The organism is Streptomyces virginiae (assembly GCF_041432505.1).
GTDB classification, from domain to species: Bacteria; Actinomycetota; Actinomycetes; order Streptomycetales; family Streptomycetaceae; genus Streptomyces; species Streptomyces virginiae_A.
The window spans coordinates 2,366,595-2,391,996 of the sequence record NZ_CP107871.1; the positions used below are offsets into that span (position 1 = coordinate 2,366,595).

Genomic DNA, 25,402 nt, shown 5'->3' on the forward strand with positions numbered 1-25,402 from the left:
GTACGCCATGACCCCGGACGGCCACCCGGCCGCCGGGGTCCTTCGCGTTGCGGGTACCGTCGTGGGCGTGTACCGCTTTGTGCTGACCCGGCAGTGGGTGTTCCTCACCCTGATGGCCCTCGCCCTCATCCCCGCGATGATCGAGCTGGGGTTCTGGCAGTACCACCGCCATGAGCACCGGGTCGCGCAGAACCAGCTGATCGAGGCCAACCTGCGGGCGAAGCCGGTCCCCATGACGGAGGTCACCTCCCCCGGGCACCGGGTCCCGCGCGCGGACTTCTGGCGCGCGGTCACCGCGACCGGAACGTACGACACCGCGCACGAGGTCGTCGTACGGATGCGCACCGACAACGACGACAAGGTCGGCTTCCACGTCCTGACCCCGCTGGTCCTCTCCGACGGCCGGGTGGTCCTGGTCAACCGGGGTTGGGTGCCGGGCGGCGACGACCCGCGCGCCTACCCGCCGGTGCCGACCGCGCCCACGGGCGAGGTCACGGTCACCGGCCGGCTGAAGGCCGACGAGACCAGCGGCGGCAGCGGTATCAAGGACCGCAAGGGCCTGCCGGACCGTCAGGTGATGCTGATCAACAGCGCGCAGCAGGCGGAGTACCTGGGCCGGACGGTTCTCGGCGGGTATCTGGAGCTGACCGCTCCGGCCCCGGCGGACGGCAGTCCGGAGCCCATCGCCGACCCCGACCACGACTCGATCGGCCCGCACATGGCGTACGCCGTCCAGTGGTGGCTGTTCGCCGCCGCGGTTCCGGTGGGCTGGGTGGTCCTCGTACGGCGGGAGAAGCGCGAGCGGCAGGAGGAGGCCGCTCGGGCCGAGGCCTCCCGGCGGGAGCCGGCGACGGCGTAGCGTGTCGGCATGGATCTTGGACTGAAAGACCGTGTCTACATCGTCACCGGGGCCACGCGCGGCCTCGGCCTCGCCTCCGCCCGGGAACTGACCGCCGACGGCGCGAAGGTCCTCCTCACGGGCCGGGACGAGAAGCGGGCGGCCGACGCCGCCGCCGAGCTCGGCCCGAACGCGGCCGGTGTGGCGGCCGACAACTCCGACCCGGAGGCGGCCGCGCGGCTGGTCGCCACCGCGCGGGAGCGCTTCGGCCGCCTCGACGGCATCCTCATCAGCGTGGGCGGCCCGGCGCCGGGCTTCGCCGCGGACAACACCGACGCGCAGTGGGCGGCCGCCTTCGAGTCGGTCTTCCTGGGTGCGGTCCGTCTCGCCCGGGCGGCGGCCGCCGAGCTGGGCGAGGGCGGGGTCATCGGCTTCGTCCTGTCGGGCTCGGTCCACGAGCCGATCCCCGGCCTGACCATCTCCAACGGCCTGCGTCCGGGTCTCGCGGGCTTCGCGAAGTCCCTCTCGCTGGAGCTCGGCCCGCGCGGGATCCGGGTGGTCGGCCTGCTGCCGGCCCGCATCGACACCGACCGGGTGCGCGAGCTGGACGCGCTGTCGGGTGACGCCGCGGCCGCGCGGGCCGGGAACGAGTCCCGCATCCCGCTGCGCCGCTACGGCGCCCCGGAGGAGTTCGGCCGTACGGCGGCCTTCCTGCTCTCCCCGGCGGCGTCGTACCTGACGGGCGTCATGCTGCCGGTCGACGGCGGCTCCCGCCACGGCTTCTGACCCACCGTGTCCCCGGTCCCGTTCCCGGAGTCCTACGTGACCCGCTGGGCCCGGTGGGACGTCACCTTGAGGCGGGCCTCCGCGGGCAGTTCCGGGAGGCCCGCCGAGGTCCGGGCGTGGGTCAGGACCGGGCCGGCCACGGCGGCCAGGGCGTCGGCGGGGACCGCGTGGGGTTCCAGTTCCAGCGCGACCCGCAGCGCCGGCGATCCACGTCGCCCGCGCAGGGCGACCCGGCAGCCGGCGACCCCGTCCAGGGCTCCGGCCTCCGCGGCCACCGCCTCCTCGAGCGCCCGCCCGCGCAGCACGGCGTACGCCCCGTCCCCGGTGTCCACCACCACCGCCGGCAGTCGCGGCCGCCGGAGCTGGGACAGCAGCCACCACAGCGCCAGCAGCACGCCCACCGCGAGAGCGGCGAGCACCGCCCACCACCACCAGCCGTCGGCGTGCCAGTACCGGTCCCTGGTGGCTTCGCTCAACAGCGGCGCGTGGCGGCCGTGCAGCGGCCACGCGCCCGTCAGCACCACGATCCCGGCCGCCAGCAGGACCGCTCCGGCCACGGCCAGCAGGATCCGGTTCACCGTCGCGAGCATCCGTTCACCTCCTGACCCGTACGCGCGGCTGCGGCGGGTGGGCGAGGCCCAGTTCCTCGATGCCGACGGCGATCACCGCGTCGAGGTCGGCCCGTACGTCGTCCAGCTCGCGGAAGTGCGAGGTGGCCCGCACCCCGACGTGGGACCGGCCCATCTTGACCCGGACCGACCGTACTCCGGACACCTCCATGGCCCGGTCCCGCAGGATCTGCGCGGCGTCCTTGCGGCCGAGACCGGCCCGGACTCCCGCCGGCCGGTCCGGGGGCCGCATCGGCAGGATCCGGCGCAGCCCGGGGGCGAGCGCCAGCAGCAGGAGGACCGCCCCGGCCAGGACCAGGGCCCCGGCGATCAGCTGCACGCCCAGGTCCGCGGGGGTGTGCGTCGCCAGTCCCTCGGCCAGGTCGCCGCGCCAGTTCATCCCGGGTCGGCCGGCCCGTACGGCGGCCAGGTCGTACAGGAACAGGGCCGCCACCCCGAGCACGACCAGGGCGGTGAGCGCGGCGGGCACCCGGCGCGCGGAGCGGAAGCGACGCACCCGGCCGGAGCCCGAGCCGGAGCCGCGGGCCGTCATCGCAGCCGCCGATCGCGTCCGGTGGCGGTCCGGGACCGGGTGGAGTGCAGGTGCTCGATGTCGATGTCCACCTCGGGTACGGACATCGACGCGTACTCCTCGATCCGCAGTGCGACCTGTCGGCGTACCGCCGCGCACTGGGCGGCCAGGTCGGAGGGATAGTCCAGCTCCAGGCTGACCCGGACCCGGGCGATGTCGTGGTGCACGGTGACGGTGGCGTGCGGGGGCGTGCCCGGGGTGGTGGCGAGCGCCTCCCGGGCGGCCTGGGCGGCGATCTTCGCGACGACCCGGTCGGCGATACGGGTGGCGCCGCGCTCGGCGGCGTCCACCCGGGGTGGGGCGGAGCGCGGTGGGCTGCTCATCGGCGCCTCACCCGCGCCGGTCGTCTCGGCGGCGGAACAGGTCGCCCGGTTCCAGGTCCCCGTCGAGGAACCGGCCGGCGACGAAGCCGATGGCGCCGAGGGCGGCCACCAGCAGGAAGGCTCCGAAGCCGCCGAAGTAGCCGGCGAACGCGAGGGCCATGCCGGCGAACATTCCGGCGATCGCCATGCTCATGCGGGGTCCTCTCGGCTACTGGAGACGGGATTCCGGCTCCTCGTCGGGCTCATCGGGCAGCTTGACGTCGCTCACCGCGATGTTGACCTCGACGACCTCCAGGCCCGTCATCCGTTCGACCGCCGAGATGACGTTCTCCCGGACCGCTCGCGCGACGTCGCGGATCGAGACGCCGTAGTCCACGACGATCTCCAGGTCGAGGGCCGTCTGGGTCTCGCCGACCTCTGCCTTGACCCCGCGGCTGACCCCGGCCTTCTGGCCGCCGGGGACCCGGTCGCGGACGGCGCCGAAGGTGCGGGAGAGGCCGCTGCCACTGCCCATGGCGTGCACGCCGACGACTTCACGGGCCGCCAGCCCGGCGATCTTCTCGACCACTCCGTCGGCGATGCTCGTACGTCCCCGGTCGCCCGGCTCCTTGCCGGAGCCCCCTGCTGCGGATTCGGTCATCGCGTATCCCTTCACGTGGGTGACGGACTCACTCCGCACCACGTTAGGCGCCCGGACGCGCGGGCGCCCCGGGACTACGCCGGTCGGCCGGCCGACATCGCCCGGGGCTCCGGTGTCGCGGCGGCCCTCAGTCGGAGAGACCGGCCAGGTCGCGCAGGCGGCGGGCCTGGGCCGCTCGCTCGGCGGCGCGCTGCTCGTCGTAGGGGCGGGCCTGGGCGGAGCGCAGCAGCGTCTTCGTCTCGATCACGGCGTCCCGCGGCGGTGCCAGCAGGGCCGTGGTGAGGTCCTGGACGGCGGCGTCGAGTTCGTCCGCGGGGACGACGAGGTTGGCGAGGCCGACCCGCTCCGCCTCCTCGGCGTGCACGAAGCGGCCCGTCGCGCAGATCTCGAGCGCGCGGGCGTAGCCGACCAGGGAGGTCAGGGGCTGGGTACCGGCCAGGTCGGGAACCAGGCCCAGGCTGGTCTCGCGCATGGCGAATTGCACGTCGTCGGCGACGACGCGCAGGTCGCACGCGAGCGCGAGCTGGAAGCCGGCGCCGATCGCGTGCCCCTGCACGGCGGCGACGGAGATGATGTCGTTACGCCTCCACCAGGTGAATGCCTCCTGGTACTCGGCGATCGTGGAGTCGAGCAGTTCGTCCGAACCGCGTGCCAGATCGAGGAAGGACGGCTCGCCCTCGAAACCTTCGGGGGTGAACGCCTGCCGGTCGAGCCCTGCGGAGAAGGACTTGCCCTCACCGCGCAGCACGACGATCCGGACGGTGCCCGGCAACAACCTCCCGGCCTCGGCCAAAGCCCGCCAGAGCGCGGGGGATTGGGCATTTCGCTTGGCCGGATTGGTCAGTGTCACCGTGGCGACCGTGTCGTCGACGGTGAGTCGTACGCCGTCCTTGTCGAGCAGAGCCATCTCTCATGCCTCCGGTGTGCAGTCGGCCGCAAGCTCGGCCTAAGTGACTGCACAGTAACCACCCAGCCGACCGGGAGGCCGACCGGGGGTCACCGAAGGCACCAACGGATCTTGATGAACCTTGAAGCTGTTGGAGCGTTGGAACCGATGGGACCGGGATCAGGCCGTAGCGGCCTTCTTGCCTCGCGTCGCGCCTCCGCGACCACGCAGCGACACCCCGGACTCACTGAGCATCCGATGGACGAATCCGTAGGACCGGCCGGTCTCTTCGGCCAGCGCCCGGATACTCGCACCGGAGTCGTACTTCTTCTTCAGGTCTGCCGCGAGCTTGTCGCGCGCGGCGCCGGTTACCCGGCTGCCCTTCTTCAGAGTCTCGGCCACCCGTGCCTCCTCATGGGAAGTGCGCTCTGGACTTCTCATGATCACCCCTCCCACGCTTCCTGGCCACCCATTCAGCAAGGTCGGTACGACGGCATTTCTCGACCCGTGGACACCCGAGCAGAACGGAATCTTCTCTTCCGCTGCATGACTTCCGTCACACTCCGCTGCCCTCGCCGGGAATCACCAGGTCAGGGGCGCGGAAGCGGAAAGCGAACGGCCCCGGCCGCGCACCTTCGAGGGTGCGGCCGGGGCCGTCGGACGACGCGCAACGGTACGAGACCGCCTCACTCAGATGATGGATCACCCGTGAGCCGAATGATCCATAAGGAACTGGATCAGAAGCGGAACGGGAACCGGAACCGGATCAGGCGAGGGCGACGAGGTCCCGGTAGTCCGGTCCCCACAGGTCCTCGACGCCGTCCGGGAGCAGGATGATCCGCTCCGGCTCCAGCGCCTCGACCGCGCCCTCGTCGTGCGTGACGAGGATGACCGCGCCCTTGTACGTGCGCAGCGCGCCCAGGATCTCCTCGCGGCTGGCCGGGTCGAGGTTGTTCGTGGGCTCGTCGAGCAGCAGCACGTTCGCCGAGGAGACGACCAACGTGGCCAGGGCCAGCCGGGTCTTCTCGCCACCGGAGAGCACCCCGGCGGGCTTGTCCACGTCGTCCCCGGAGAAGAGGAAGGAGCCGAGGGTCTTGCGGACGGCGACCAGGTCCAGGTCCGGCGCGGAGGAACGCATGTTCTCCAGGACCGTGCGCTCCGGGTCCAGGGTCTCGTGCTCCTGGGCGTAGTAGCCGAGCTTGAGGCCGTGGCCGGGGACGACCGTGCCGGTGTCCGGCTTCTCGGTGCCCGAGAGCAGACGCAGCAGGGTGGTCTTGCCGGCGCCGTTGAGGCCGAGGATGACGACGCGCGAGCCCTTGTCGATGGCCAGGTCGACGTCGGTGAAGATCTCCAGCGAGCCGTACGACTTCGAGAGGCCCTCGGCGGTCAGCGGGGTCTTGCCGCAGGGCGCCGGGTCCGGGAAGCGGAGCTTGGCGACCTTGTCGTTGACGCGGACGGCCTCCAGGCCGGCGAGGAGCCGGTCGGCTCGCTTGGCCATGTTCTGCGCGGCCACGGTCTTGGTGGCCTTGGCGCGCATCTTGTCGGCCTGCGAGTTCAGCGCCGCGGCCTTCTTCTCGGCGTTCTGGCGCTCGCGCTTGCGGCGCTTCTCGTCGGCCTCGCGCTGCTGCTGGTAGAGCTTCCAGCCCATGTTGTAGACGTCGATCTGGGAGCGGTTGGCGTCCAGGTAGAAGACCTTGTTGACGACGGTCTCGACCAGGTCGACGTCGTGGGAGATGACGATGAAGCCACCGCGGTAGGTCTTCAGGTAGTCCCGCAGCCAGACGATGGAGTCGGCGTCGAGGTGGTTGGTGGGCTCGTCGAGGAGCAGGGTGTCGGCGTCCGAGAAGAGGATCCGGGCCAGCTCGACGCGGCGGCGCTGACCACCGGAGAGGGTGTGCAGGGGCTGGCCGAGCACGCGGTCGGGCAGGCCGAGGGCGGCCGAGATGGTCGCGGCCTCCGCCTCGGCGGCGTATCCGCCCTTGGTCAGGAACTCCGTCTCCTGGCGCTCGTACTGCTTCATCGCCTTGTCGCGGGTGCCGCCGGTGCCGGTGGCGATGCGCTCCTCGTTGGCGCGCATCTTCTTGATCAGCACGTCGAGGCCGCGCGCGGACAGGATGCGGTCGCGGGCCAGCACGTCGAGGTCGCCGGTACGCGGGTCCTGCGGGAGGTAGCCGACCTCGCCCGAGCGGGCGATGGAGCCGGCGGCGGGCTGGCCCTCGCCGGCGAGGCACTTGGTGAGGGTGGTCTTGCCCGCTCCGTTGCGGCCGACCAGGCCGATGCGGTCGCCCTTGGCGACACGGAAGGAAGCGGACTCGATAAGGACGCGGGCGCCGGCGCGCAGCTCGATGCCGGTGGCGGTGATCACGGAAATACTCCAGGGCGGGTCGGGACGGCGGAAGGGGGGCAGGACGCGAAGCTTCGACGCCGCTAATCCGCGAGGAGATTTGCCATGAGAGACATTCTACCGGGGGTCTGCAACTGGTTTCCGGGCCCGGGCGGGGCCGTCCGGCCTGCGGGATCCGCTCCCCCCTATCCCCCGTTCGGCCCAGCGGCCCCACGGAGCGGCCGAGACGCATACCGGGATGATTGGGTTGATACTCGCCGCATGGGCGGAGACGCGACCGCGCCTGTTTCACAGATGGAGGGCGGTGCGGGATGCAGTTCGACGACGACGCCAGTCTCGACAGCTCCGAGGTCAAGGACATGCGGGGTGGCGGCGGCCGCATCCCGGGCGGGAAGGCCACCGTCGGCGGCGGCATCGTCGGTCTGATCGCGCTGGTCCTCGGGCTGCTGTTCGGGGTGGGGCCGGAGCAGCTGGGGCTGTCCACCGGGGAGCCGGAACCGACGCCCGTCTCCTCGTCGCTCAACCAGGTGCAGCAGGCCTGCAGGTCGGGGCGGGACGCGAACACGCGCGAGGACTGCCGACTGGTGGCGGTGGTCCGGAGCACCCAGGCCTTCTGGAAGCAGGAGTTCGCCAAGCGCGGCGGCCAGTACAGCCCGGCGTCGACCGTGTTCTTCGAGAACCGGGTGAACACCGCGTGCGGGACCGCGAGCGCGGCGGTGGGCCCCTTCTACTGTCCGGCGGACCGGCAGGTCTATCTGGACCTGGGCTTCTTCGACGACCTGCGGACGAAGTTCGGCGCGACCGGCGGCCCCTTCGCCCAGGCCTACGTCGTCGCCCACGAGTACGGGCACCACATCCAGAACCTGACCGGAACCCTCCAGCGGGCCCAGGACGGCCGGCAGGGCCCGAACAGCAACGCGGTCAAGGTCGAGCTGCAGGCCGACTGCTACGCCGGGGTGTGGGCGCACAACGCGACGAACGTCGCGGACGCCTCCACCGGGCGGCCGCTCATCACGTCCCTGACCGAGGCGGACATCCGGGACGGGCTGGACGCGGCGGCCGCGGTCGGCGACGACCGGATCCAGGAGAAGTTCCAGGGCCGGGTGTCCCCGGAGTCCTGGACGCACGGCTCGGCCGAACAGCGGCAGCAGTGGTTCTACCAGGGCTACCGGACGGGCGACATGGCCCAGTGCAACACCTTCCGCTGACTGTCGGTGACGCCTGCCATGCTGGTGTGACGCGGGTCACCGTCACGAGAGGGAGTGATCGTCATGGCAGGCGTTCCGTCCATCTGTCCCACCTTGGTCTACCGCGACGCGAAGGCGGCCATCAAGCTGCTGACCGAGGCCTTCGGCTTCAGCCAGGTCGCGGTCTACGAGGGTGAGGACGGCTCGGTGATGCACGCCGAGCTGGCGTACGGCAACGGCATGGTCATGCTGGGCAGCTCGGGCCGAGGCGGGGCCTTCGACAAGGCCATGGAGGGCGCCGGCCCCTCGGGGGTCTATGTCGTGGTCGAGGACGTGGACGCCCACCACCGGCGGGCGGTCGAGCACGGCGCGGAGATCCTGATGGAACCCACCGACCAGGACTACGGTTCCCGCGACTACATGGCCCGTGACGCCGAGGGCAACGTCTGGAGCTTCGGGACGTACGCGCCGCAGGTCTGACCCCGGCGGCGCGCTCGTTGCCGCCCGCGTTCTTCTACGGGCTCACTCGCCGCCGGTGTGGACCTGGAAGGCGGCCCGGCGGACCGCCTTGGCCAGCGTCGGGTCGGGGTGAGCCGCGGCGAGCGCGACGAGCACCTGCACCGTGCGCGGATGGCCGACCGCGCGGACCTCGTCCAGCAGCCGGGGGACGGTGGTGCGGACGGCGGAGTCGAGGTGGCGGGCCAGCAGCTCGGCCTCGCCGTGGTCGGCGATCGCGGCCGCGGTGTCCACCCAGAGCCAGGTCGACTCCTCGGCGGTCAGGACGTCCTGGGCGTCGTCGGGGTCGACCCCGTCGTGCACGGCGAGCCAGAGCAGGGCGTAGGGACGCAGGGCGGGCTCGCGCACGGCGGCGCGCACCTCGGGCTCGGCGGGGGCTCCGACCACGCGCAGCGCCTCGAAGGCGAGGCCGCGCAGCAGGGCGTCCTCGCCGCGGGCGGCCTGCAGCAGCTCGGTCACCGCGTGGCCGACGGGCCGGGCGGCGAGCCAGGCCTGGTACTCGGCGCGGGCCGGGCCGGGGGTGAGCCGCGCGCAGCCGTGCAGCATGGCGGCGGCGGACTGCTCGATGTTCCCGGCGGGGCTCTGCGCCGCGACGCAGATCTGCTCCAGCTTGACCCAGACGGCCCAGCTGCCGAGCGGGGTGAGCGTGGCCCGGGCGGGGCCGAGGGTGACGGCGTCCACGGCGGCGAGTCCGCCGAGTGCCCAGCGCAGCAGCCGGGCGAGCGGGACGGGGCGGGCCTCCGCGGAGCCGGCGGCGGACGTCAGCGCCACGGTGGGCTCGGACTCGTAGGGGATCTCGCACCGCTCGTCGCGCAGTTCGGTGACGCGCTGCCCGAGCAGGTCGAGCAGGTCCGGGACGGTCACCGGGCCGGCGGACAGCTGGAGCAGGGAGAGGAGTTGGGGCATCGCCTCGACGACCTCGGCGACGGCCGAGGGGGCGATGTCGGCGGGTGCGGGATGGACCAGCGACCAGGCGTCGAACAGGGCGACCCAGCCGCGCAGGACGGCGGTGTCGTCGCGGTCCCAGGCGCGCAGTCGCCAGCCGGGGCGGGCGTGGCCGCCGTGCACCTCGACCAGTCCGGCGAGGCGGGCGCGATCCCAGCCGACCTGGATCTGGCCGTGCGTCAGGCCCAGTTCCGCGGCGGCGCGTTCGACGTCGGCCGCGGGCAGGGCACCCGTGGGGGCGGGCCGGCCGCCGTCTCCGGCACCGAGGTTGCGCTCGGCCCAGCGGGTCAGGCGTACGGCGTCGGCGAGCGAGGCCCGGGCCCGGTTCGCGAGGTCGGCCGTGGCGGGCGTACCCGCCGGGGGCCGGGGCGCGGGCCGGGTGCGTCGGTCGGTCACCGCCTTGCGGGCCGCGGCGACGGAGCGCGGCGAGACGAGTCGGAGTCTGGAGTCGCGAGCCAACTGCTCATCAGGCTTTCGGGACGTCACGGAAGCAGTCTCGCCCGTCACTGGCCGAAAGCCCAAACGGAACCGGTCGTTGTCGCCGCTCACCCGCAGCGCAGACCGGGACAAGCCGCCCGTGCGGCCCTGTCCGTCACAGGGCCTTCACATGACGGCTCTTCGACAGGGTCGTTCACGAGGCCTTCGGCGCGGGCCTCGACACGGTCTTCACATGAGGGGGGTGAGGAAGCGGCGCAGGGCCTCCTCGTAGCCGGCCGGGTCGGCGTTCCACATCGCGCCGTGTCCGGCTCCGGCCACGGTGTGCAGCGTGACGAGGTCGGGGCGGGCGGCGGCGAGCCGGCGGGAGGGCCCCCAGGGGGCGAGCGCGTCGTCCGGGCCGTGGACGATCAGTACGGGGACGCGCAGCACGCCGGGGTCGGCGCCCGCCGGCCGGCGGTCGGCGCGCAGACCCGTGAGGCCCTCGGCGGCCCGGACCGCCAGCGGCAGCACCACACCGGGAACCCCGCGTGCCGCGGCCAGCCCCCGCAGGGTGGCGTGCCAGTCGAGCACCGGGGAGTCGAGGACCAGCCCGGAGATGCGGTGGGCCAGCGGCGAGCGTTCGAAGGCGCGCAGGGCCATGGTGGCGCCGGTGGACCAGCCGTGGAGGATCACGCGGCGCGCTCCGTAGCGCAGGGCGTAGCGGATGGCGGCGTCCAGGTCGCGCCATTCCGATTCGCCGAGGTGGCCGAGGCCGTCCGGGGAGGCGGGGGCGCCCAGGTCGCCCCGGTAGCCGAGGTCCAGGACGGGCAGCTGGTGGCGGTGCAGGAAGGGCACGACCACCATCGGGTGCTCCCGGCTGCTCCCGAGCCCGTGGACGGTGATCACCCAGGTGTCCCGGGCGGCGGGCAGAAACCAGGCGGGCAGGGCGCCGAGCTCGCCGGGGATGTCCACGTCGGCGTGGTCGAGCCCGAGGGCGGTGCGCGGGTTGCCGACGTACACCTGGGGGGTGAGGGAGACCCGGGTACCGGGTGCGAGGGTGCCGTGGGTGACGGAGACGAGTCGTCGTACGACCGCGTCCGGGCCGGGGTCGGCGTCGGGGTCCACGGGTCCGACGACGGCGTGCACACCGGGTGCGACCAGGCCGTACGTGCCGGGGCGCAGGGAGGCGAGCGAGCGGGTCAGTGTGATCCGGCCGTCGGCCACGTCGTGGACGGCGAGCCGTGGTCCGCCGGGCAGGGGGCGTCCGGGTTCGGGCCGCAGGGCCGCGTCGGCGGCGTGCCTGCCGATGGCGACGGCGGCCGCGCCGGCGCCCAACAGAGTGGTGGTGACGGCCGCTGCCGTCGCTGTGGCGGTACGCACTGCTCCAGTGTCGGGTCGGGGCCTCCGGCGGGCCACCGGAGCGGATCCGTCCACCGCCGGCGCGGGCCGGGCCGGGGGCGTGTGATCTGAGTCTCTTTCGGCGCTTCGGAGGTGGCGTCGGACGCGCGCCGGACACCCTCCGGAGGGGTTCATTCACCCGGCTTTGACGTGCATTAATAGCGTTATCTACGTAAGTATCAGGACGAATGGCCCGATCACACCCCGCGCCAGTACACCGCTCCGCCCGCACCAGTTCATCTTCCGTTCACTCAGGTTGCCTACGGTCGCCGAGCCACTGACGTCAAACAGAAGCCTGGGTAAATGGAGCACATAACGCTTCTCCTCGGGATCGTGATCATCACCGCTCTCGTGTTCGACTTCACGAACGGTTTCCACGACACAGCCAACGCGATGGCTACCACCATCTCGACCGGCGCCCTCAAGCCCAAGACGGCGGTGGCCATGTCCGCCGTGCTCAACCTCGTCGGCGCGTTCATGTCCGTGGAGGTCGCCAAGACGATCTCCAAGGGCCTCGTCAACGAGGAAGGCATCCAGCCAGAGGTGATCTTCGCCGCCCTGGTCGGAGCGATCCTCTGGAACCTCGTCACCTGGCTGGTCGGCCTCCCCTCCAGCTCCTCGCACGCCCTGATGGGTGGCCTGATCGGCGCCGCGGTCGCCTCCGCCGGCATCGGCGCGGTCAACGGCAGCGTCGTCGTCACCAAGGTCCTCATCCCCGCGATCGCCGCCCCGCTGGTGGCCGGCATCGCCGCGTACCTGGCCGCCAAGATCACCTACAAGCTGGGTGACAAGGTCGGCCAGAAGACCTCCGCCAAGGGCTACCGCGCCGGTCAGATCGCCTCGGCCGGTCTCGTCTCCCTCGCGCACGGCACCAACGACGCGCAGAAGACGATGGGCATCATCACCCTGGCCCTCATCGCCGGCGGCGCGATCGCGCCCGCCGCGAACCCGCCGGTCTGGGTCATCGTCTCCGCCGGTCTGGCCATCGCGATGGGCACCTACCTGGGCGGCTGGCGCATCATCCGCACCATGGGCACCGGCCTGACCGACCTGCAGCCGCAGCAGGGCTTCGCCGCCCAGACCTCGGCCGCGTCCGTCATCCTCGCCTCCTCGAACCTCGGCTTCTCGCTCTCCACGACCCACGCGTGCTCCGGCGCCGTCATGGGTTCGGGCCTGGGCCGCAAGGGCGGTGTGGTCCGCTGGTCCACCGCGACCCGCATGTTCATCGCCTGGGGCCTGACCCTGCCGGCCGCGGCGCTGGTCTCGGCCGGTGCCGAGCTGGTCATGCGTTCCGGTGACATCGGCGTCGCCGCCGTCGCCGTCTTCCTGGTCGCCTCCTGCTTCGCCATCTGGGTCATCTCCCGCCGCCAGGTCGTCGACCACAACAACGTCAACGACGTCGAGCAGGCGGACGCCGAGGCGCCGGGTGTCGTCACCACGGCCATCGCGGCCGTCACCGTCCCGCCGACCGTCGCCGCCGCCGGTACCACCGCCGCGGTCACGGACGAGGACCTCAAGGCCACCATCCCGGCCGAGACGACCGCCCCGACGACCGCACCGGCTCCGGCCGCCGCGGTCTGACCGAGACATACAGAGGAAACGGCAGTATGAAGATCGACTGGGAAGCACTCGGCTCCGTCTTCGGGGTCAGCCTCTCCGCCACCGTCGCCCTCGTGGCCCTGTTCACCCTGGGCCTGGTGGGCCTGTCCAAGCACGAGGCGGCCACCGAGCAGGGCGGCACCGCCACCCTCGCCCGCACCGGCGCGTACCTCTGCTTCGGGCTCGTCGCGGCGGCCGTGACGTACGGGATCTACCTGATCGTCTCCTGATCCGCCGCCGCAGGGCGGGTCGGGTGTGAAGGCTCCCTCCGGGTTTGTCCCGGGGGGAGCTTTCGCGTTCCCTCCTGCGCCCTCCGTCCCCGCCGCACCGCAGGTCAACGGCGAGTTGACGGGCGTTCGAGGCGCGTGGTGGACTGCCGGAGCCAATACGGCGGCATGGAGAGGAAGTCCGGTGCGAATCCGGCGCGGTCCCGCCACTGTCACCGGAATCGCACGCCGCGCGTGCGTCCCGGGAGCCAGGAACTCTCGCCGCCAGACACGTCGAACCAGGGCGCGGACCCTGAGTGAGGACATACCTGCCACCATGCGTGCCGATCGCGTCTTCGCGTACGGCGCCACGGCGGGCCTGATCGGCGACCGGATCCTCGGGGATCCGCGCCGAGGGCACCCCGTGGCCGCCTTCGGACGGGCCGCCGCCGCCGTCGAACGCTCCCTGTGGGGCGACGACCGCGCCCGGGGCCTTCTGCACACCCTGGTGTGCGCCGGGGGCGCGGCCGCCGTCGGAGCGCTGGGCGCCCGCGCCGTGCGCTCCCGGCCCGCGGCCGCCCGTATCGCCCTGACCGCCGCCGCCACCTGGGCCGTCGTGGGCGGCACCTCCCTGGGCCGTGAGGCCCGCGCCATCGGCGGCGCGCTCGCCGCCGGGGACATCGAGGTGGCCCGGGAGCGGCTGCCCCACCTGTGCGGACGCGACCCGCAGGCCCTGGACGGACAGCAGATGGCCCGCGCCGTCGTGGAGTCCGTCGCCGAGAACACCTCCGACGCGGTGGTGGGGGCCCTCGTATGGGGCGCCGCCGCCGGAGTCCCCGGGCTGCTGGCCTTCCGCGCCGTGAACACCCTGGACGCGATGGTCGGCCACAAGTCCCCCCGCTACCTGCGCTACGGCTGGGCCTCCGCCCGGCTCGACGACCTGGCCGGCTGGCCGGGGGCCCGGCTGACGGCGGTCGCCGCCGTACTGGCCGGCCCCGACCGGCGGGGCGCCGTACGGGCCTGGCGCGCGGACGCCGCCGCGCACCCGAGCCCGAACGCCGGCCCCGTGGAGGCCTCCTTCGCCGGGGCGCTGGGCGTCAGGCTGGGCGGAACCCTCGCGTACGGCGGCCGGGTCGAGCACCGGGCCGTACTGAACGGCGAGGCGGGGCGACCGGTGGAGGTCGCGGACATCGAGCGGGCGGTACGGCTGTCGCGCCAGGTGACCTGGCTGGCCCTGGGCGCCTGCGTGGCCGCCCGGCTGCTGGTCTCCCGCACGACAGGCACGACGCGCACGACGCGCACGGCACGTACGACACTGAGGGGGCGGCGCGGATGAGCGGCGCGAAGCGCGGCGGGGGTCTGCTGGTCGCGGGCACCACGTCGGACGCGGGCAAGAGCGTGGTCACGGCGGGCATCTGCCGTTGGCTGGCCCGGCAGGGTGTGAAGGTGGCGCCCTTCAAGGCGCAGAACATGTCGCTGAACTCCTTCGTGACCCTGGAGGGCGCCGAGATCGGGCGCGCCCAGGCGATGCAGGCCCAGGCGGCCCGCGTGGAGCCGACCGCGCTGATGAACCCGGTGCTGCTCAAGCCGGGCAGTGACCGCAGCAGCCAGGTGGTGCTGCTGGGCAAGCCGGTCGGCGAGATGAGCGCCCGCGGGTTCTTCGGGGGGGCTGGGGGGTCGTCCCCCGGGAAGGCGCTGCACGGAGGGCGCCAGGAGCAGTTGCTCGGCATCGTCACGGACTGCCTGGAGCAGCTGCGGGGCACGTATGACGCCGTGATCTGCGAGGGGGCGGGGAGTCCGGCCGAGATCAACCTGCGCCGGACCGACATCGTGAACATGGGCATCGCGCGCGCCGCGCGGTTCCCGGTGGTCGTGGTCGGGGACATCGACCGCGGCGGGGTCTTCGCGTCGTTCTTCGGGACGACGGCGCTGCTCTCCCCCGAGGACCAGTCCCTGATCGCGGGTTACCTGGTCAACAAGTTCCGCGGTGACGTGTCGCTGCTGGAGCCGGGCATGGAGATGCTGCGCGGCCTGACCGGCCGGGCCACCTTCGGGGTGCTGCCGTTCCAGCACGGCCTGGGCATCGACGAGGAGGACGGCCTGCGGGTCTCCCTGCGCGGGGCGGTACGCGAGTCCGTGGTCGCACCGCCGGTGGGTGAGGACGTCCTGCGGGTCGCGGTGTGCGCGGTGCCGCTGATGTCGAACTTCACCGATGTGGACGCGCTCGCGGCGGAGCCGGGGGTCGTGGTGCGGTTCGTGGACCGGGCCGAGGAACTGGCCGACGCGGACCTGGTCGTCGTACCGGGCACCCGGGGCACGGTGAAGGCCCTGGCGTGGCTGCGCGAACGCGGGCTCGCGGACGCGCTGCTGCGCAGGGCCGCCGAGGGGCGGCCGGTGCTGGGCATCTGCGGCGGGTTCCAGGCGCTGGGCGAGCGGATCTCGGACGAGGTCGAATCGCGGGCGGGCGAGGTCGACGGCCTCGGCCTGCTCCCCGTCCGGGTGCGCTTCGAGCGGGAGAAGACCTTGGCCCGGCCGGTGGGTTCGGCGCTGGGCGAGGACGTCGCGGGCTACGAGATCCACCACGGCGTGGCCGAGGTGCTCGGCGGCGAGGCCTTCCTGGACGGCTGTCGCGTCGGGTCGGTGTGGGGAACCCACTGGCACGGATCGCTGGAGTCGGACGGCTTCCGCCGGGCGTTCCTGCGGGAGGTGGCGGCCGCCGCGGGGCGGCGCTTCGTCCCGGCGCCGGACACGTCGTTCTCCGCGCTGCGGGAGGAGCAGCTGGACCTGCTCGGCGACCTGATCGAAGAACACGCCGATACGGACGCGCTGCTGCGGCTCATCGAGGGCGGAGCCCCCGCGGGCCTCCCGTTCCTGCCGCCGGGCGCCCCGTGACGGGCCGGGCCCGGCGGGCCTGTCCCCCACCCCGCCCCTTCCCGAGACCGGGCTCCGCCGGAGCGGGGAGCAGGAACGCCGGCACGGCGAAGCGCAGGTACAGCGGCACCGATGTCCATCGCAAGCCACTCGAAGGAGTGACCGTCTCGTGAGCAGCACCCACTTCCCGTTCTCGGCCGTCGTCGGGCAGGACGATCTGCGGTTGGCTCTCCTGCTCAACGCCGTGAGCCCAGCGGTCGGCGGGGTGCTCGTGCGCGGTGAGAAGGGGACCGCCAAGTCCACCGCCGTGCGCGCGCTGTCGGCGCTGCTGCCACAGGTCGACGTCGTTCCCGGCTGCCGGTTCTCCTGCGCACCGGCCGCGCCCGACCCGTCGTGCCCGGACGGCCCGCACGAGTCCGGCCCCGGCGCCCTGCGGCCCGCGCGCATGGTGGAGCTGCCCGTCGGCGCCTCCGAAGACCGGCTGGTCGGTGCTCTGGACATCGAACGCGCCCTCGCCGAGGGGGTGAAAGCCTTCGAGCCCGGCCTGCTGGCCGACGCGCATCGCGGGATCCTCTACGTCGACGAAGTGAACCTCCTCCATGACCACTTGGTGGACGTGCTGCTGGACGCCGCGGCGATGGGCGCCTCGTACGTGGAGCGCGAGGGCGTCTCCGTCCGGCACGCGGCCCGCTTCCTGCTCGTCGGCACGATGAACCCCGAGGAGGGCGAGCTGCGGCCGCAGCTCCTCGACCGGTTCGGGCTCACCGTCGAGGTGGCCGCCTCCCGCGAGCCCGCCCAGCGTGTCGAGGTGGTCCGCCGCCGGCTCGCCTACGAGGACGATCCCGCGGGCTTCGCGACCCGCTGGGCCGGGGACGAGCACGAGGTCCGGGCCCGGGTGGTGGCCGCGCGGGCGCTGCTCCCGAAGGTCTCGCTCGGCGACACCGCGCTCCTGCAGATCGCGGCGACCTGCGCCGGGTTCGAGGTCGACGGGATGCGGGCCGACATCGTGATGGCGCGGACCGCGACGGCGCTGGCCGCGTGGGCCGGGCGGACCGACGTACGGAAGGAAGACGTCCGGCAGGCCGCCCTGCTGGCGCTCCCCCACCGGCGGCGCCGCAACCCCTTCGACGCGCCCGGGCTCGACGAGGACATGCTCGACCGGATCCTGGACGAGTTCCCCGACGAGGACCCGGAGCCCGAGCCCGAGCCGGAGCCCGAGGGCCCCGACGACAGCGGCCCCGAGGACGACGGCCCCGGCGGTGGTCCCGACGGCGGTCCCGGGGGCACGCCCCCGCAGGGTGACGGGTCCCAGGACCCGGATACCCCGGCCGAGTCTCCCGAGACCCCCGAGACCGGCGAGGCCCCCGCGGAGGCCCCCGAGGCTCCGCAGCCCGCCGCCCAGGAGGCGGCCGGGCCCGAGCAGGCCGCGGTGCGTGCCGCCGAACCGTTCCGGACCAAGATGCTCAGCGTGCCCGGCCTCGGCGAGGGCGCCTCCGGGCGCCGCTCCCGCGCCCGCACGGCCCACGGCCGCACCACCGGTGCCCAGCGTCCCCGCGGCCATCTGACGAAGCTGCACCTGGCCGCCACCATCCAGGCCGCCGCCCCGCACCAGAAGGCGCGCGGCCGCGACGGGCGCGGCCTGGTGATCCGCAAGGACGATCTGCGCCAGGCCACGCGGGAGGGCCGCGAGGGCAACCTCGTCCTCTTCGTCGTCGACGCCTCCGGCTCCATGGCCGCCCGGCAGCGCATGAGCGCGGTCAAGGGCGCCGTGATGTCGCTGCTCCTGGACGCGTACCAGCGCCGGGACAAGGTCGGCCTGATCACCTTCCGGGGTGCCACGGCCGAGCTGGCCCTGCCGCCGACCTCCTCGGTGGACGCGGCGGCGGCCCGGCTGGAGCAGCTGCCGACGGGCGGCCGCACCCCGCTGGCGGCCGGGCTGTTGAAGGCCCATGAGGTGCTGCGGATCGAACGGCTGCGGGATCCCTCGCGCCGGCCGCTGCTCGTGGTGGTCACCGACGGGCGGGCCACCTCGGCCGGGAACGTCGGGGGCCGTACGGACAGCAGCCCGCGGGAGCTCGCGGGGCACAGCGCGCGGCTGCTGCAGGCCGGGGGCGTCGCCTCCGTGGTCGTGGACTGCGAGTCCGGGCCGGTCCGGCTGGGGCTGGCCGGCGTACTGGCCCAGGACCTCGGCGGTCCCTCGGTCACGCTGGACGGGCTGCGGGCCGACTCGTTGGCCGGGCTCGTGAAGAACGTACGTACGGCAGTGGCATCCACTGCATCACCCCACAGCAGCAGCAACAGCAACAGGAGGGCCGCGTAATGCCTCAGGGACAGCCGTCCGTCGTTCCGGACGACGGGCTCACGACGCGCCAGCGCCGCAACCGTCCGCTGGTCTTCGTCCACACCGGCCCCGGCAAGGGCAAGTCCACGGCGGCCTTCGGGCTGGCGCTGCGCGCCTGGAACCAGGGCTGGCCGATCGGGGTGTTCCAGTTCGTCAAGTCGGCGAAGTGGAAGGTCGGCGAGGAGAACGCGCTCAAGGTGCTCGGTGCCTCCGGCGAGGGCGGCTCCGTCGTCTGGCACAAGATGGGCGAGGGCTGGTCCTGGGTCCAGCGGGACGCGCAGCTCGACAACGAGCAGGCGGCCAAGGAAGGCTGGGAGCAGGTCAAGCGCGATCTGGCCGCCGAGACGCACAAGCTGTACGTGCTGGACGAGTTCGCCTACCCGATGCACTGGGGCTGGATCGACGTCGACGAGGTCATCGAGGTGCTGCGGAACCGTCCCGGCACGCAGCACGTGGTGATCACGGGTCGCAACGCGCCGGAGAAGCTGGTGGATTTCGCGGACCTCGTCACCGAGATGACCAAGGTCAAGCACCCGATGGACGCCGGCCAGAAGGGCCAGAAGGGCATCGAGTGGTGACTTCGTTCAACGTACCCCGGCTGGTCATCGCCGCTCCCTCGTCGGGCAGCGGCAAGACCACCGTGGCCACGGGCCTGATGGCGGCCTTCTCGGAGCGCGGCCTCGCCGTGTCCCCGCACAAGGCCGGGCCCGACTACATCGACCCCGGCTACCACGCGCTGGCCACCGGCCGGCCGGGACGCAACCTCGACGCCTTCATGTGCGGCCCGGAGCTGGTCGCCCCGCTGTTCGCGCACGGGGCGGCCGGGTGCGACCTGGCCGTGGTCGAGGGCGTCATGGGGCTCTACGACGGGGCCGCGGGCCGGGGTGAGCTGGCGTCGACGGCGCAGGTCGCGAAGTTGCTGCGGGCGCCGGTGGTGCTGGTGGTCGACGCCTCCTCGCAGTCGCGGTCGGTGGCGGCGCTGGTGCACGGCTTCGCGTCCTTCGACCCGCAGGTGCGCCTCGGCGGGGTGATCCTCAACAAGGTCGGCTCCGACCGGCACGAGGTGATGCTGCGGGAGGCCCTGGAGGAGGCGGGGATGCCGGTGCTCGGCGTCCTGCGGCGGGCTCCGCAGGTGGCCACGCCCTCGCGCCACCTGGGCCTGGTCCCGGTGGCCGAGCGGCACACCGACGCGCTGGCCTCGGTGTCGGCGCTGGCCGCGCAGGTCCGGGCGGGCTGCGACCTGGACGCCCTGATGGCCCTGGCCCGCACGGCTCCGCCGCTGGACTGCGAGGCGTGGTCGCCGGCTGCCGCGCTGACGCACAGTTCGGGCCGTACGTCGGCCTCGCCGGCGTCCGGGGCGCAGGGGTCCGGGGGCGACGCCCCCGGCAACGGCGCCGTACCGGCCGACCTCGGCGGAGCCCCCGGCAGGCGGCCGGTGATCGCGGTCGCCGGCGGCGCCGCCTTCACCTTCTCCTACGCCGAGCACACCGAGCTGCTCACCGCCGCCGGAGCGGAGGTCGTCACCTTCGACCCCCTGCGGGACGAGGCGCTCCCGCCCGGCACCGCCGGCCTGGTGATAGGCGGCGGCTTCCCGGAGATGTACGCGCCCGAGCTGTCCGCCAACGAACCGCTGCGGGCGGCCGTCGCCGCCTTCGCCGCGGCCGGCGGCCCGGTCGCCGCCGAGTGCGCCGGGCTGCTCTACCTGGGCCGGTCGCTGGACGGGAAGCCCATGTGCGGGGTGCTCGACGCCGACGCGCGGATGTCGGAGCGCCTGACCCTCGGCTACCGCGAGGCGGTGGCCCTGTCCGACAGCGCGCTCGCGCGGGCCGGAACCCGGCTGCGCGGGCACGAGTTCCACCGGACGGTGATCGAGCCGGGTGCCGGGGCGGCCCCGGCCTGGGGGTTCACGCACCCCGAACGCCGGGTCGAGGGCTTCGTGCAGCAGGGCGTGCACGCCAGCTACCTGCACACCCACTGGGCGGCGGAGCCGTCCGTCGCCCGCCGCTTCACGGAAGCCGCGGCAGCACGGCGGTGACCTCCGTCCCCGACCGGCGCTCAGTCCGCGATGCCCACCACGAGCCAGATCCCGGCCACCCCGCCCACCGTGCACATCAGCGTGGACAGGGCGGGGTGCTTGTGGTGGGCCTCGGGGAGGATCTCGGCGGAGGCGAGGTACAGCAGGACGCCTCCGAAGAAGCCGAGGTACGCGCCGAGGGGTTCCTCCGGAAGGGTGAACAGCACAGTGGACGCCGCGCCCACGACCGGGGCGACGGCGTCCGCGAAGAGCATCATCAGGGCCTTGCGGCGGTCGTTCCCGTAGAGGCTGGTGAGCGTGTACGTGTTGAACCCGTCGGCGAAGTCGTGGGTGATGACGGCCAGCGCCACGGCCACCCCCATCCCCCCGCCGACCTGGAAGGCCGCTCCCAGAGCCACCCCGTCGGCGAGACTGTGGCCGACCATGGCCGCGGCCGCGGTGAGTCCGACCTGGGGGACGCGGGCGCCGTCCTCGGCGCCGTGCGCGGCCTGGCGGACCGCCAGCAGCCGTTCCACGACGTGCGCGACCAGGAATCCGGCCACGAAGAGCAGCAGGGCGAGCGGGACCCCGAACACCTCGTCCCCCGCCGCGTGGAGGGCCTCCGGGAGCAGGTCGAGGCCGACGACGCCGAGCATCAGCCCGCCGGCCAGGCCCAGCACGAGGTGGCGGCGGTCGGTGACGCGCTGCGCCGCCCATCCGCCCGCCAGGGTCATCAGGAACGCGCCCAACGCGACGATCACGGCCATGCGCCCCTGAATACAGACTCATCGCCCCGCGCGCACATCCGCGCGCGGGTGGTGGGCGGCGGAGTGTTGACGAACGGCCGGTGCAAGTGATGTGTGGGTGTGGGTGCCAGTGCCAGTGACGGTGACGGTGACTACGGAGGGAGGGCCCGCGGTGGGCGAGTACACGACGCAGGTGGTGGTCGGGGTCGGCGGACGCGCGGGGGTTTCCGTCGCGGAGGTCTGCTCCCTGGTCGAGGAGACGCTGCGGGGAGCCGGGCTGGCCGTGGGGTCGGTGACGGCGCTGGCCACGGTGGAGTCGAAGGCGGGCGAGCCCGGCATCACGGGTGCGGCGGAACGTTTCGGCGTTCCCCTGGTGAGCTACCCCGCCGACCGGCTGGCCGCCATCACCGTCCCGCACCCCTCGGAGGCGGCGCGTGCCGCCACCGGGACCCCCTCGGTGGCGGAGGCCGCCGCTCTCGCGGGCGGCGGGGAACTCCTCGTACCCAAGCGGCGGTCGGTGTCGGCGACCTGCGCCGTGGCCGCGGCGCACCCGCACGACCTGCGCCACCACGGGGACGCCGAGGTGATCGACGCGGGCTCCGCCCTGGTGGACCTGGCCGTCAACGTACGGGCGGACACACCCCCGGACTGGCTCAAGCGGCGGATCGCCGCCTCCCTCGGGGATCTCGCCGCGTATCCCGACGGGCGGTCCGCCCGCGCGGCGGTGGCGGCTCGGCACGGGCTGCCGGTCGAGCGGGTGCTGTTGACGGCCGGGGCCGCGGAGGCGTTCGTACTGATCGCCCGGGCCCTGGGAGCCGTACGGCCGGTCGTGGTGCATCCGCAGTTCACCGAGCCGGAAGCCGCCCTGCGGGACGCCGGGCACCGGGTCGAGCGCGTGGTGCTGCGGGCGGCGGACGGCTTCCGGCTGGACCCGGCGGCCGTGCCCGAGGACGCGGACCTCGTGGTGATCGGCAATCCGACCAACCCGACGTCCGTGCTGCATCCGGCGGGGATCCTCGCCGCGCTGGCCCGGCCGGGCCGGATCCTGGTCGTGGACGAGGCGTTCATGGACGCGGTCCCGGGTGAGCGGGAGGCCCTGGCCGGGCGGATGGACCTGCCGGGGCTGGTGGTGCTGCGGAGTCTGACCAAGACGTGGGGGCTGGCGGGGCTGCGGATCGGCTACGTCCTGGCCGAGCCCGAGGTGATCGCGAAGCTGGCGGCCGCACAGCCGCTGTGGCCGGTCTCGACCCCGGCGCTGGTGGCGGCCGAGGCCTGTATGGCTCCGGCGGCGCTGGCCGAGGCGGAGGAGGCGGCCCGGCGGATCGCGGTGGACCGGGCGCACCTGCTGGCCGGGCTCGCGGAGTTCGACGAGGTGACGTCCGTCGGGGTGGCGGAGGGGCCGTTCGTGCTGATCCGGGTGGCGGGCGGGGCCGAGGTCCGCACCCGGCTGCGCGCCCTCGGCTTCGCCGTCCGCCGCGGGGACACCTTCCCTGGGCTGGACCATTCCTGGCTGCGGCTGGCGGTGCGCGACCGGGCGACGACGGGCCGCCTGCTCCAGGCCATGGACCACGCCCTCGCACTGGCCGCGCGCTGAGCACCTGCGGGACGCGCCGGCCGCACCGATGTACGGCCTGTACCGGCGGCCCGTACCGGCCTTCTCCGCACCCGCCTGACCTGTACTCGTCACGGAGCGCCGAGGGGGCCGTCACCCGTTCGGCCCCCTACGATGGCCGCGGGGGCGGGGCCGGGTGAGGATCCCCGCATCGGCGCATGACGACCGGGGGCGGGAATGAAGGCATCCGCGGGCACAGGCACGGCGCTGGTCGCGCTGGCCGCGCTGGCGGTCGTGGGCGGCGGGATATACGCCGTACCGTGGCTGTTCGACGACGGAGCGGCGGCGCCCGCCACGGGGCAGCGGTTCCAGGGCAAGCCGGGGCAGGGCGAGGCGGACCGGCCGGAGGGCACCGCCGCGGCCGCCGCCGGGAAGCCGTTCACGCTGGTCGCGACGGGCGACATCATCCCGTACCCGTCGATCGTGCAGCGGTCGGCGGACGACGCGGGCAAGGCCGGGGAGTACGACTTCCGGAAGATACTCGCCGGGGTCAAACCCCTGGTGTCCGCCGCCGACCTGGCGATATGCCACCACGAGATACCGTACGGGCGCCCCGGCGGCCCCTACACCGGCTATCCCACCTTCAAGGCCCCGCACCAGCTGGCGGACGCCCTCGAGGACGCCGGCTACGACAGCTGTTCCACCGCTTCGAACCACACCCTGGACGACGGCTACGAGGGCCTCGCCCGCACCCTGGAGCACCTCGACCGGGTCGGTGTCCCGCACGTCGGTTCGGCCCGCAGCGCGGAGGAGGCCAAGGCCCCGGCGCTGCTCGCGGCGGGCGGGGCGAAGGTCGCCCAGCTCTCGTACACCTACGGCACCAACGGCATCCCGCTTCCGCCGGGCAAGCCGTGGGCCGTGAACCTGATCGACGAGGACCGGATCATCGCGGACGCCCGGGCCGCCCGGGCGCAGGGCGCGAACGTGGTGGTGCTGAGCGTCCACTGGGGTACCGAGTGGCAGACGGCGCCCGACGAGCAGCAGAAGGCGTTGGCGCAGGCGCTGACCGCGTCCCGCTCGGCCGACGGGCTCCCCGACATCGATCTGATCATCGGTACGCACAACCACGTGCCGCAGCCCTACGAGAAGATCAACGGGACCTGGGTGGTCTTCGGGATGGGCGACCAGGTCGCCAGCTTCGTACCGGCCGACAAACTGCGCGGCAACCAGTCCTCGGTCCCCCGCTTCACCTTCTCCCCGGCGGCGGGCCGTCCGGGCCGCTGGGAGGTGGTGAAGGCCGAATACCTCACGCAGTACTCGGACATGGGGCCGCCGTTCCGTGTCGTCTGCGCCTCCTGCGCGGCCTCGGACACCTCGCTGCCGGCGGCGAAGCGGAGCGAGTACGCGCGGATCGACCGGCAGGTCACCGAGGCCGTGATGTCGCGTGGGGCGGGCGGACAGGGCTTGGAGCACGCCACCCACTGAGCGCCGCGGCCATGCGCCGCCGGGCCCGTCGGGTCCGCCCGCTCGTGCGTCGGATCCGTCGGCCCGGGGCCGCCGCCCGTCCGCGCCCGTCCCGTTGAGCACTCCCCTCCGTGTGCTCCTCGGGACGGACGCGCCGAGTGGCGGCCCGGGGCTCCCGGCCGCCCTACGAGGCCCTGCCCCGCCGGGTGAGCAGGAGCGCGCCCCCGCCGATGGCCAGCAGGGTCAGGGCCCCGCCCGCGACGTAGGGAGTCAGTGAACCGCCGCCGGTCTCGGCGAGGTTGGCGCCGGTGGTGCCGCCGGACGTGGCGGATCCGGTGCCCGTACCGGTCGCCGTCTGGGGCTTGATGTCCGGGTTCGCGGGCGGGGCCGAGGACGGCGCCGCGCCCGCCGGGGACTCGCAGTGCGCCTCGGCGAGCACGATCTCGCCGTCGACCTTCGCCACGTTCAGGTTGAGCGGGTTCACCGCGATCTTCAGACGGAGCGCGGCGGCGGCCGCCGTGGTGGAGGTGGTCTCCGTGCCGGACAGCTCCAGGTCGATCCGGCCGACTCCGGGGACCTCGACCTTGGTGGGGCCGCCGGCGGACAGGGTGACCTTCTTGCCGAGCGCCGTCACCGTCCCGAGGACGTTCGCACTGGCCACCGGCTTCTTGCCCGCCTCGCAGACGGCCTTGGAGGTGACCTTCTCCACCTCGATGAGGGAGAGCAGCGGCAGTCCGGGGACGTGGACGGATGCCTTGGCCAGGTTCGCCTCCGCCTCGGCCCGGGTCTTGTCGGCGGTGGCCTTGGAGGTGGCCACGTCGGCGCGCAGCACACTGACCGGCTTGTTCCCCTCGACCCCGTCCAGCGTGACGGTCAGCGCGGTCTTCTCGGCCGTCGCCGGGGCACTGACCTCGTTGAGGGTCGTCTTCAGCGGGACGTGCACGGTGTTGAGCAGGCCCACGTCCAGCCCGGCGCGCAGGACGACGGCGCCGGCCTTGCCCTCACCCCCGGTGGCGCCTCCTCCCGTGGCGAAGGCGGGCGGCGCGGTGAGCAGGGCGACCGCTCCCGTGGCGAGGAGGACGGCCGCGGGCAGGCGGAAGGTGTGGCTGTTCACGGTGGTGGAACCCCC

Annotated in this window: 25 protein-coding genes and 1 riboswitch; of the genes, 13 read left to right on the plus strand and 12 right to left on the minus strand. The window is 73.6% G+C overall.

The features are described 5' to 3' along the window. Nucleotides 1-67 precede the first annotated feature (67 nt). Nucleotides 68-859, plus strand: a complete 792-nt coding sequence (locus OG624_RS11085) for an SURF1 family cytochrome oxidase biogenesis protein (protein ID WP_033220761.1) — start codon at nucleotides 68-70, stop codon at nucleotides 857-859. A 9-nt stretch (nucleotides 860-868) separates the two neighbouring features. Continuing rightward, entirely contained in the window at nucleotides 869-1,624 is a 756-nt protein-coding gene (locus OG624_RS11090) for an SDR family oxidoreductase (RefSeq protein WP_033220599.1), read from the plus strand. Between the two features lie 32 nt (nucleotides 1,625-1,656). On the opposite strand, the gene amaP is transcribed toward OG624_RS11090, so the two are convergent. The 8 genes from amaP to OG624_RS11130 form a co-directional block, all read right to left on the minus strand. Continuing rightward, nucleotides 1,657-2,214: an alkaline shock response membrane anchor protein AmaP gene (amaP, locus tag OG624_RS11095; protein WP_033220602.1), complete on the minus strand. Its 558-nt coding sequence runs from the start codon at nucleotides 2,212-2,214 to the stop codon at nucleotides 1,657-1,659. A 4-nt stretch (nucleotides 2,215-2,218) separates the two neighbouring features. Further along, nucleotides 2,219-2,785: a DUF6286 domain-containing protein gene (locus OG624_RS11100; protein WP_033220604.1), complete on the minus strand. Its 567-nt coding sequence runs from the start codon at nucleotides 2,783-2,785 to the stop codon at nucleotides 2,219-2,221. Continuing rightward, a complete protein-coding gene (locus tag OG624_RS11105) occupies nucleotides 2,782-3,147 on the minus strand; it encodes a hypothetical protein (RefSeq protein WP_033220606.1) in 366 nt (121 codons plus the stop codon). The genes OG624_RS11100 and OG624_RS11105 overlap by 4 nt, the downstream gene beginning before the upstream one ends. A 7-nt stretch (nucleotides 3,148-3,154) precedes the next feature. Then, nucleotides 3,155-3,340: a hypothetical protein gene (locus tag OG624_RS11110; RefSeq protein ID WP_030762666.1), complete on the minus strand. Its 186-nt coding sequence runs from the start codon at nucleotides 3,338-3,340 to the stop codon at nucleotides 3,155-3,157. A gap of 15 nt (nucleotides 3,341-3,355) precedes the next feature. Continuing rightward, nucleotides 3,356-3,787 (minus strand): Asp23/Gls24 family envelope stress response protein, encoded by a 432-nt coding sequence (locus tag OG624_RS11115; RefSeq protein ID WP_078909306.1) that lies wholly within the window; start codon nucleotides 3,785-3,787, stop codon nucleotides 3,356-3,358. 127 nt (nucleotides 3,788-3,914) lie between these two features. Continuing rightward, nucleotides 3,915-4,694: an enoyl-CoA hydratase/isomerase family protein gene (locus OG624_RS11120; RefSeq protein ID WP_033220610.1), complete on the minus strand. Its 780-nt coding sequence runs from the start codon at nucleotides 4,692-4,694 to the stop codon at nucleotides 3,915-3,917. Nucleotides 4,695-4,853: 159 nt separating this feature from the next. Continuing rightward, a complete protein-coding gene (locus OG624_RS11125) occupies nucleotides 4,854-5,075 on the minus strand; it encodes a helix-turn-helix domain-containing protein (protein ID WP_030010789.1) in 222 nt (73 codons plus the stop codon). Nucleotides 5,076-5,439: 364 nt separating this feature from the next. Next, nucleotides 5,440-7,038, minus strand: coding sequence for an ABC-F family ATP-binding cassette domain-containing protein (locus tag OG624_RS11130; protein WP_030010788.1), 1,599 nt, complete (start codon nucleotides 7,036-7,038; stop codon nucleotides 5,440-5,442). A gap of 290 nt (nucleotides 7,039-7,328) precedes the next feature. Here OG624_RS11130 and ypfJ point away from each other — a divergent pair, with 290 nt between their 5' ends. Together ypfJ and OG624_RS11140 are read left to right on the plus strand one after the other, a co-directional pair. Next, complete coding sequence (gene ypfJ, locus OG624_RS11135; protein WP_033220612.1) at nucleotides 7,329-8,225, plus strand: KPN_02809 family neutral zinc metallopeptidase; 897 nt, start codon at nucleotides 7,329-7,331, stop codon at nucleotides 8,223-8,225. A gap of 63 nt (nucleotides 8,226-8,288) precedes the next feature. Beyond that, complete coding sequence (locus OG624_RS11140; RefSeq protein WP_033220765.1) at nucleotides 8,289-8,684, plus strand: VOC family protein; 396 nt, start codon at nucleotides 8,289-8,291, stop codon at nucleotides 8,682-8,684. A gap of 42 nt (nucleotides 8,685-8,726) precedes the next feature. Here OG624_RS11140 and OG624_RS11145 read toward each other — a convergent pair whose 3' ends face one another. Then, nucleotides 8,727-10,151 (minus strand): hypothetical protein, encoded by a 1,425-nt coding sequence (locus tag OG624_RS11145; RefSeq protein ID WP_371587557.1) that lies wholly within the window; start codon nucleotides 10,149-10,151, stop codon nucleotides 8,727-8,729. A 180-nt stretch (nucleotides 10,152-10,331) separates the two neighbouring features. Next, nucleotides 10,332-11,462: an alpha/beta hydrolase gene (locus OG624_RS11150; protein ID WP_033220613.1), complete on the minus strand. Its 1,131-nt coding sequence runs from the start codon at nucleotides 11,460-11,462 to the stop codon at nucleotides 10,332-10,334. 321 nt (nucleotides 11,463-11,783) lie between these two features. Between OG624_RS11150 and OG624_RS11155 the strand changes: the two genes are divergently transcribed. The 7 genes from OG624_RS11155 (at nucleotide 11,784) to OG624_RS11185 (ending at nucleotide 20,532) form a co-directional block, all read left to right on the plus strand. Further along, nucleotides 11,784-13,061, plus strand: a complete 1,278-nt coding sequence (locus OG624_RS11155; protein WP_371639376.1) for an inorganic phosphate transporter — start codon at nucleotides 11,784-11,786, stop codon at nucleotides 13,059-13,061. Nucleotides 13,062-13,087: 26 nt separating this feature from the next. Continuing rightward, entirely contained in the window at nucleotides 13,088-13,309 is a 222-nt protein-coding gene (locus OG624_RS11160; protein WP_033220618.1) for a hypothetical protein, read from the plus strand. A 122-nt stretch (nucleotides 13,310-13,431) separates the two neighbouring features. Continuing rightward, a riboswitch (cobalamin riboswitch) is annotated at nucleotides 13,432-13,583 on the plus strand. A gap of 39 nt (nucleotides 13,584-13,622) precedes the next feature. Continuing rightward, the gene (locus tag OG624_RS11165; RefSeq protein ID WP_033220620.1) at nucleotides 13,623-14,621 is read left to right on the plus strand and encodes a cobalamin biosynthesis protein; all 999 of its coding nucleotides are present in this window, start codon (nucleotides 13,623-13,625) and stop codon (nucleotides 14,619-14,621) included. Next, complete coding sequence (locus tag OG624_RS11170; protein ID WP_033220622.1) at nucleotides 14,618-16,177, plus strand: cobyric acid synthase; 1,560 nt, start codon at nucleotides 14,618-14,620, stop codon at nucleotides 16,175-16,177. Before OG624_RS11165 ends, OG624_RS11170 begins: the two co-directional genes overlap by 4 nt. Before the next feature lie 148 nt (nucleotides 16,178-16,325). Continuing rightward, complete coding sequence (locus tag OG624_RS11175) at nucleotides 16,326-18,476, plus strand: putative cobaltochelatase (protein WP_051763285.1); 2,151 nt, start codon at nucleotides 16,326-16,328, stop codon at nucleotides 18,474-18,476. After that, entirely contained in the window at nucleotides 18,476-19,075 is a 600-nt protein-coding gene (cobO, locus tag OG624_RS11180) for a cob(I)yrinic acid a,c-diamide adenosyltransferase (RefSeq protein ID WP_033220624.1), read from the plus strand. Before OG624_RS11175 ends, cobO begins: the two co-directional genes overlap by 1 nt. Then, nucleotides 19,069-20,532: a cobyrinate a,c-diamide synthase gene (locus OG624_RS11185; protein ID WP_033220626.1), complete on the plus strand. Its 1,464-nt coding sequence runs from the start codon at nucleotides 19,069-19,071 to the stop codon at nucleotides 20,530-20,532. Before cobO ends, OG624_RS11185 begins: the two co-directional genes overlap by 7 nt. A gap of 20 nt (nucleotides 20,533-20,552) precedes the next feature. On the opposite strand, the gene OG624_RS11190 is transcribed toward OG624_RS11185, so the two are convergent. Next, nucleotides 20,553-21,278, minus strand: a complete 726-nt coding sequence (locus tag OG624_RS11190; protein ID WP_033220628.1) for a ZIP family metal transporter — start codon at nucleotides 21,276-21,278, stop codon at nucleotides 20,553-20,555. Nucleotides 21,279-21,429: 151 nt separating this feature from the next. Between OG624_RS11190 and cobC the strand changes: the two genes are divergently transcribed. Beyond that, nucleotides 21,430-22,851 (plus strand): Rv2231c family pyridoxal phosphate-dependent protein CobC, encoded by a 1,422-nt coding sequence (gene cobC, locus OG624_RS11195; protein WP_244290801.1) that lies wholly within the window; start codon nucleotides 21,430-21,432, stop codon nucleotides 22,849-22,851. Nucleotides 22,852-23,046: 195 nt separating this feature from the next. Continuing rightward, nucleotides 23,047-24,294 carry a CapA family protein gene (locus OG624_RS11200; protein ID WP_244290802.1) on the plus strand — a complete coding sequence of 416 codons (1,248 nt, stop codon included), beginning with the start codon at nucleotides 23,047-23,049 and terminating at the stop codon, nucleotides 24,292-24,294. 163 nt (nucleotides 24,295-24,457) lie between these two features. On the opposite strand, the gene OG624_RS11205 is transcribed toward OG624_RS11200, so the two are convergent. Continuing rightward, the gene (locus OG624_RS11205; RefSeq protein ID WP_033220775.1) at nucleotides 24,458-25,387 is read right to left on the minus strand and encodes an SCO1860 family LAETG-anchored protein; all 930 of its coding nucleotides are present in this window, start codon (nucleotides 25,385-25,387) and stop codon (nucleotides 24,458-24,460) included. Nucleotides 25,388-25,402: the final 15 nt, after the last annotated feature.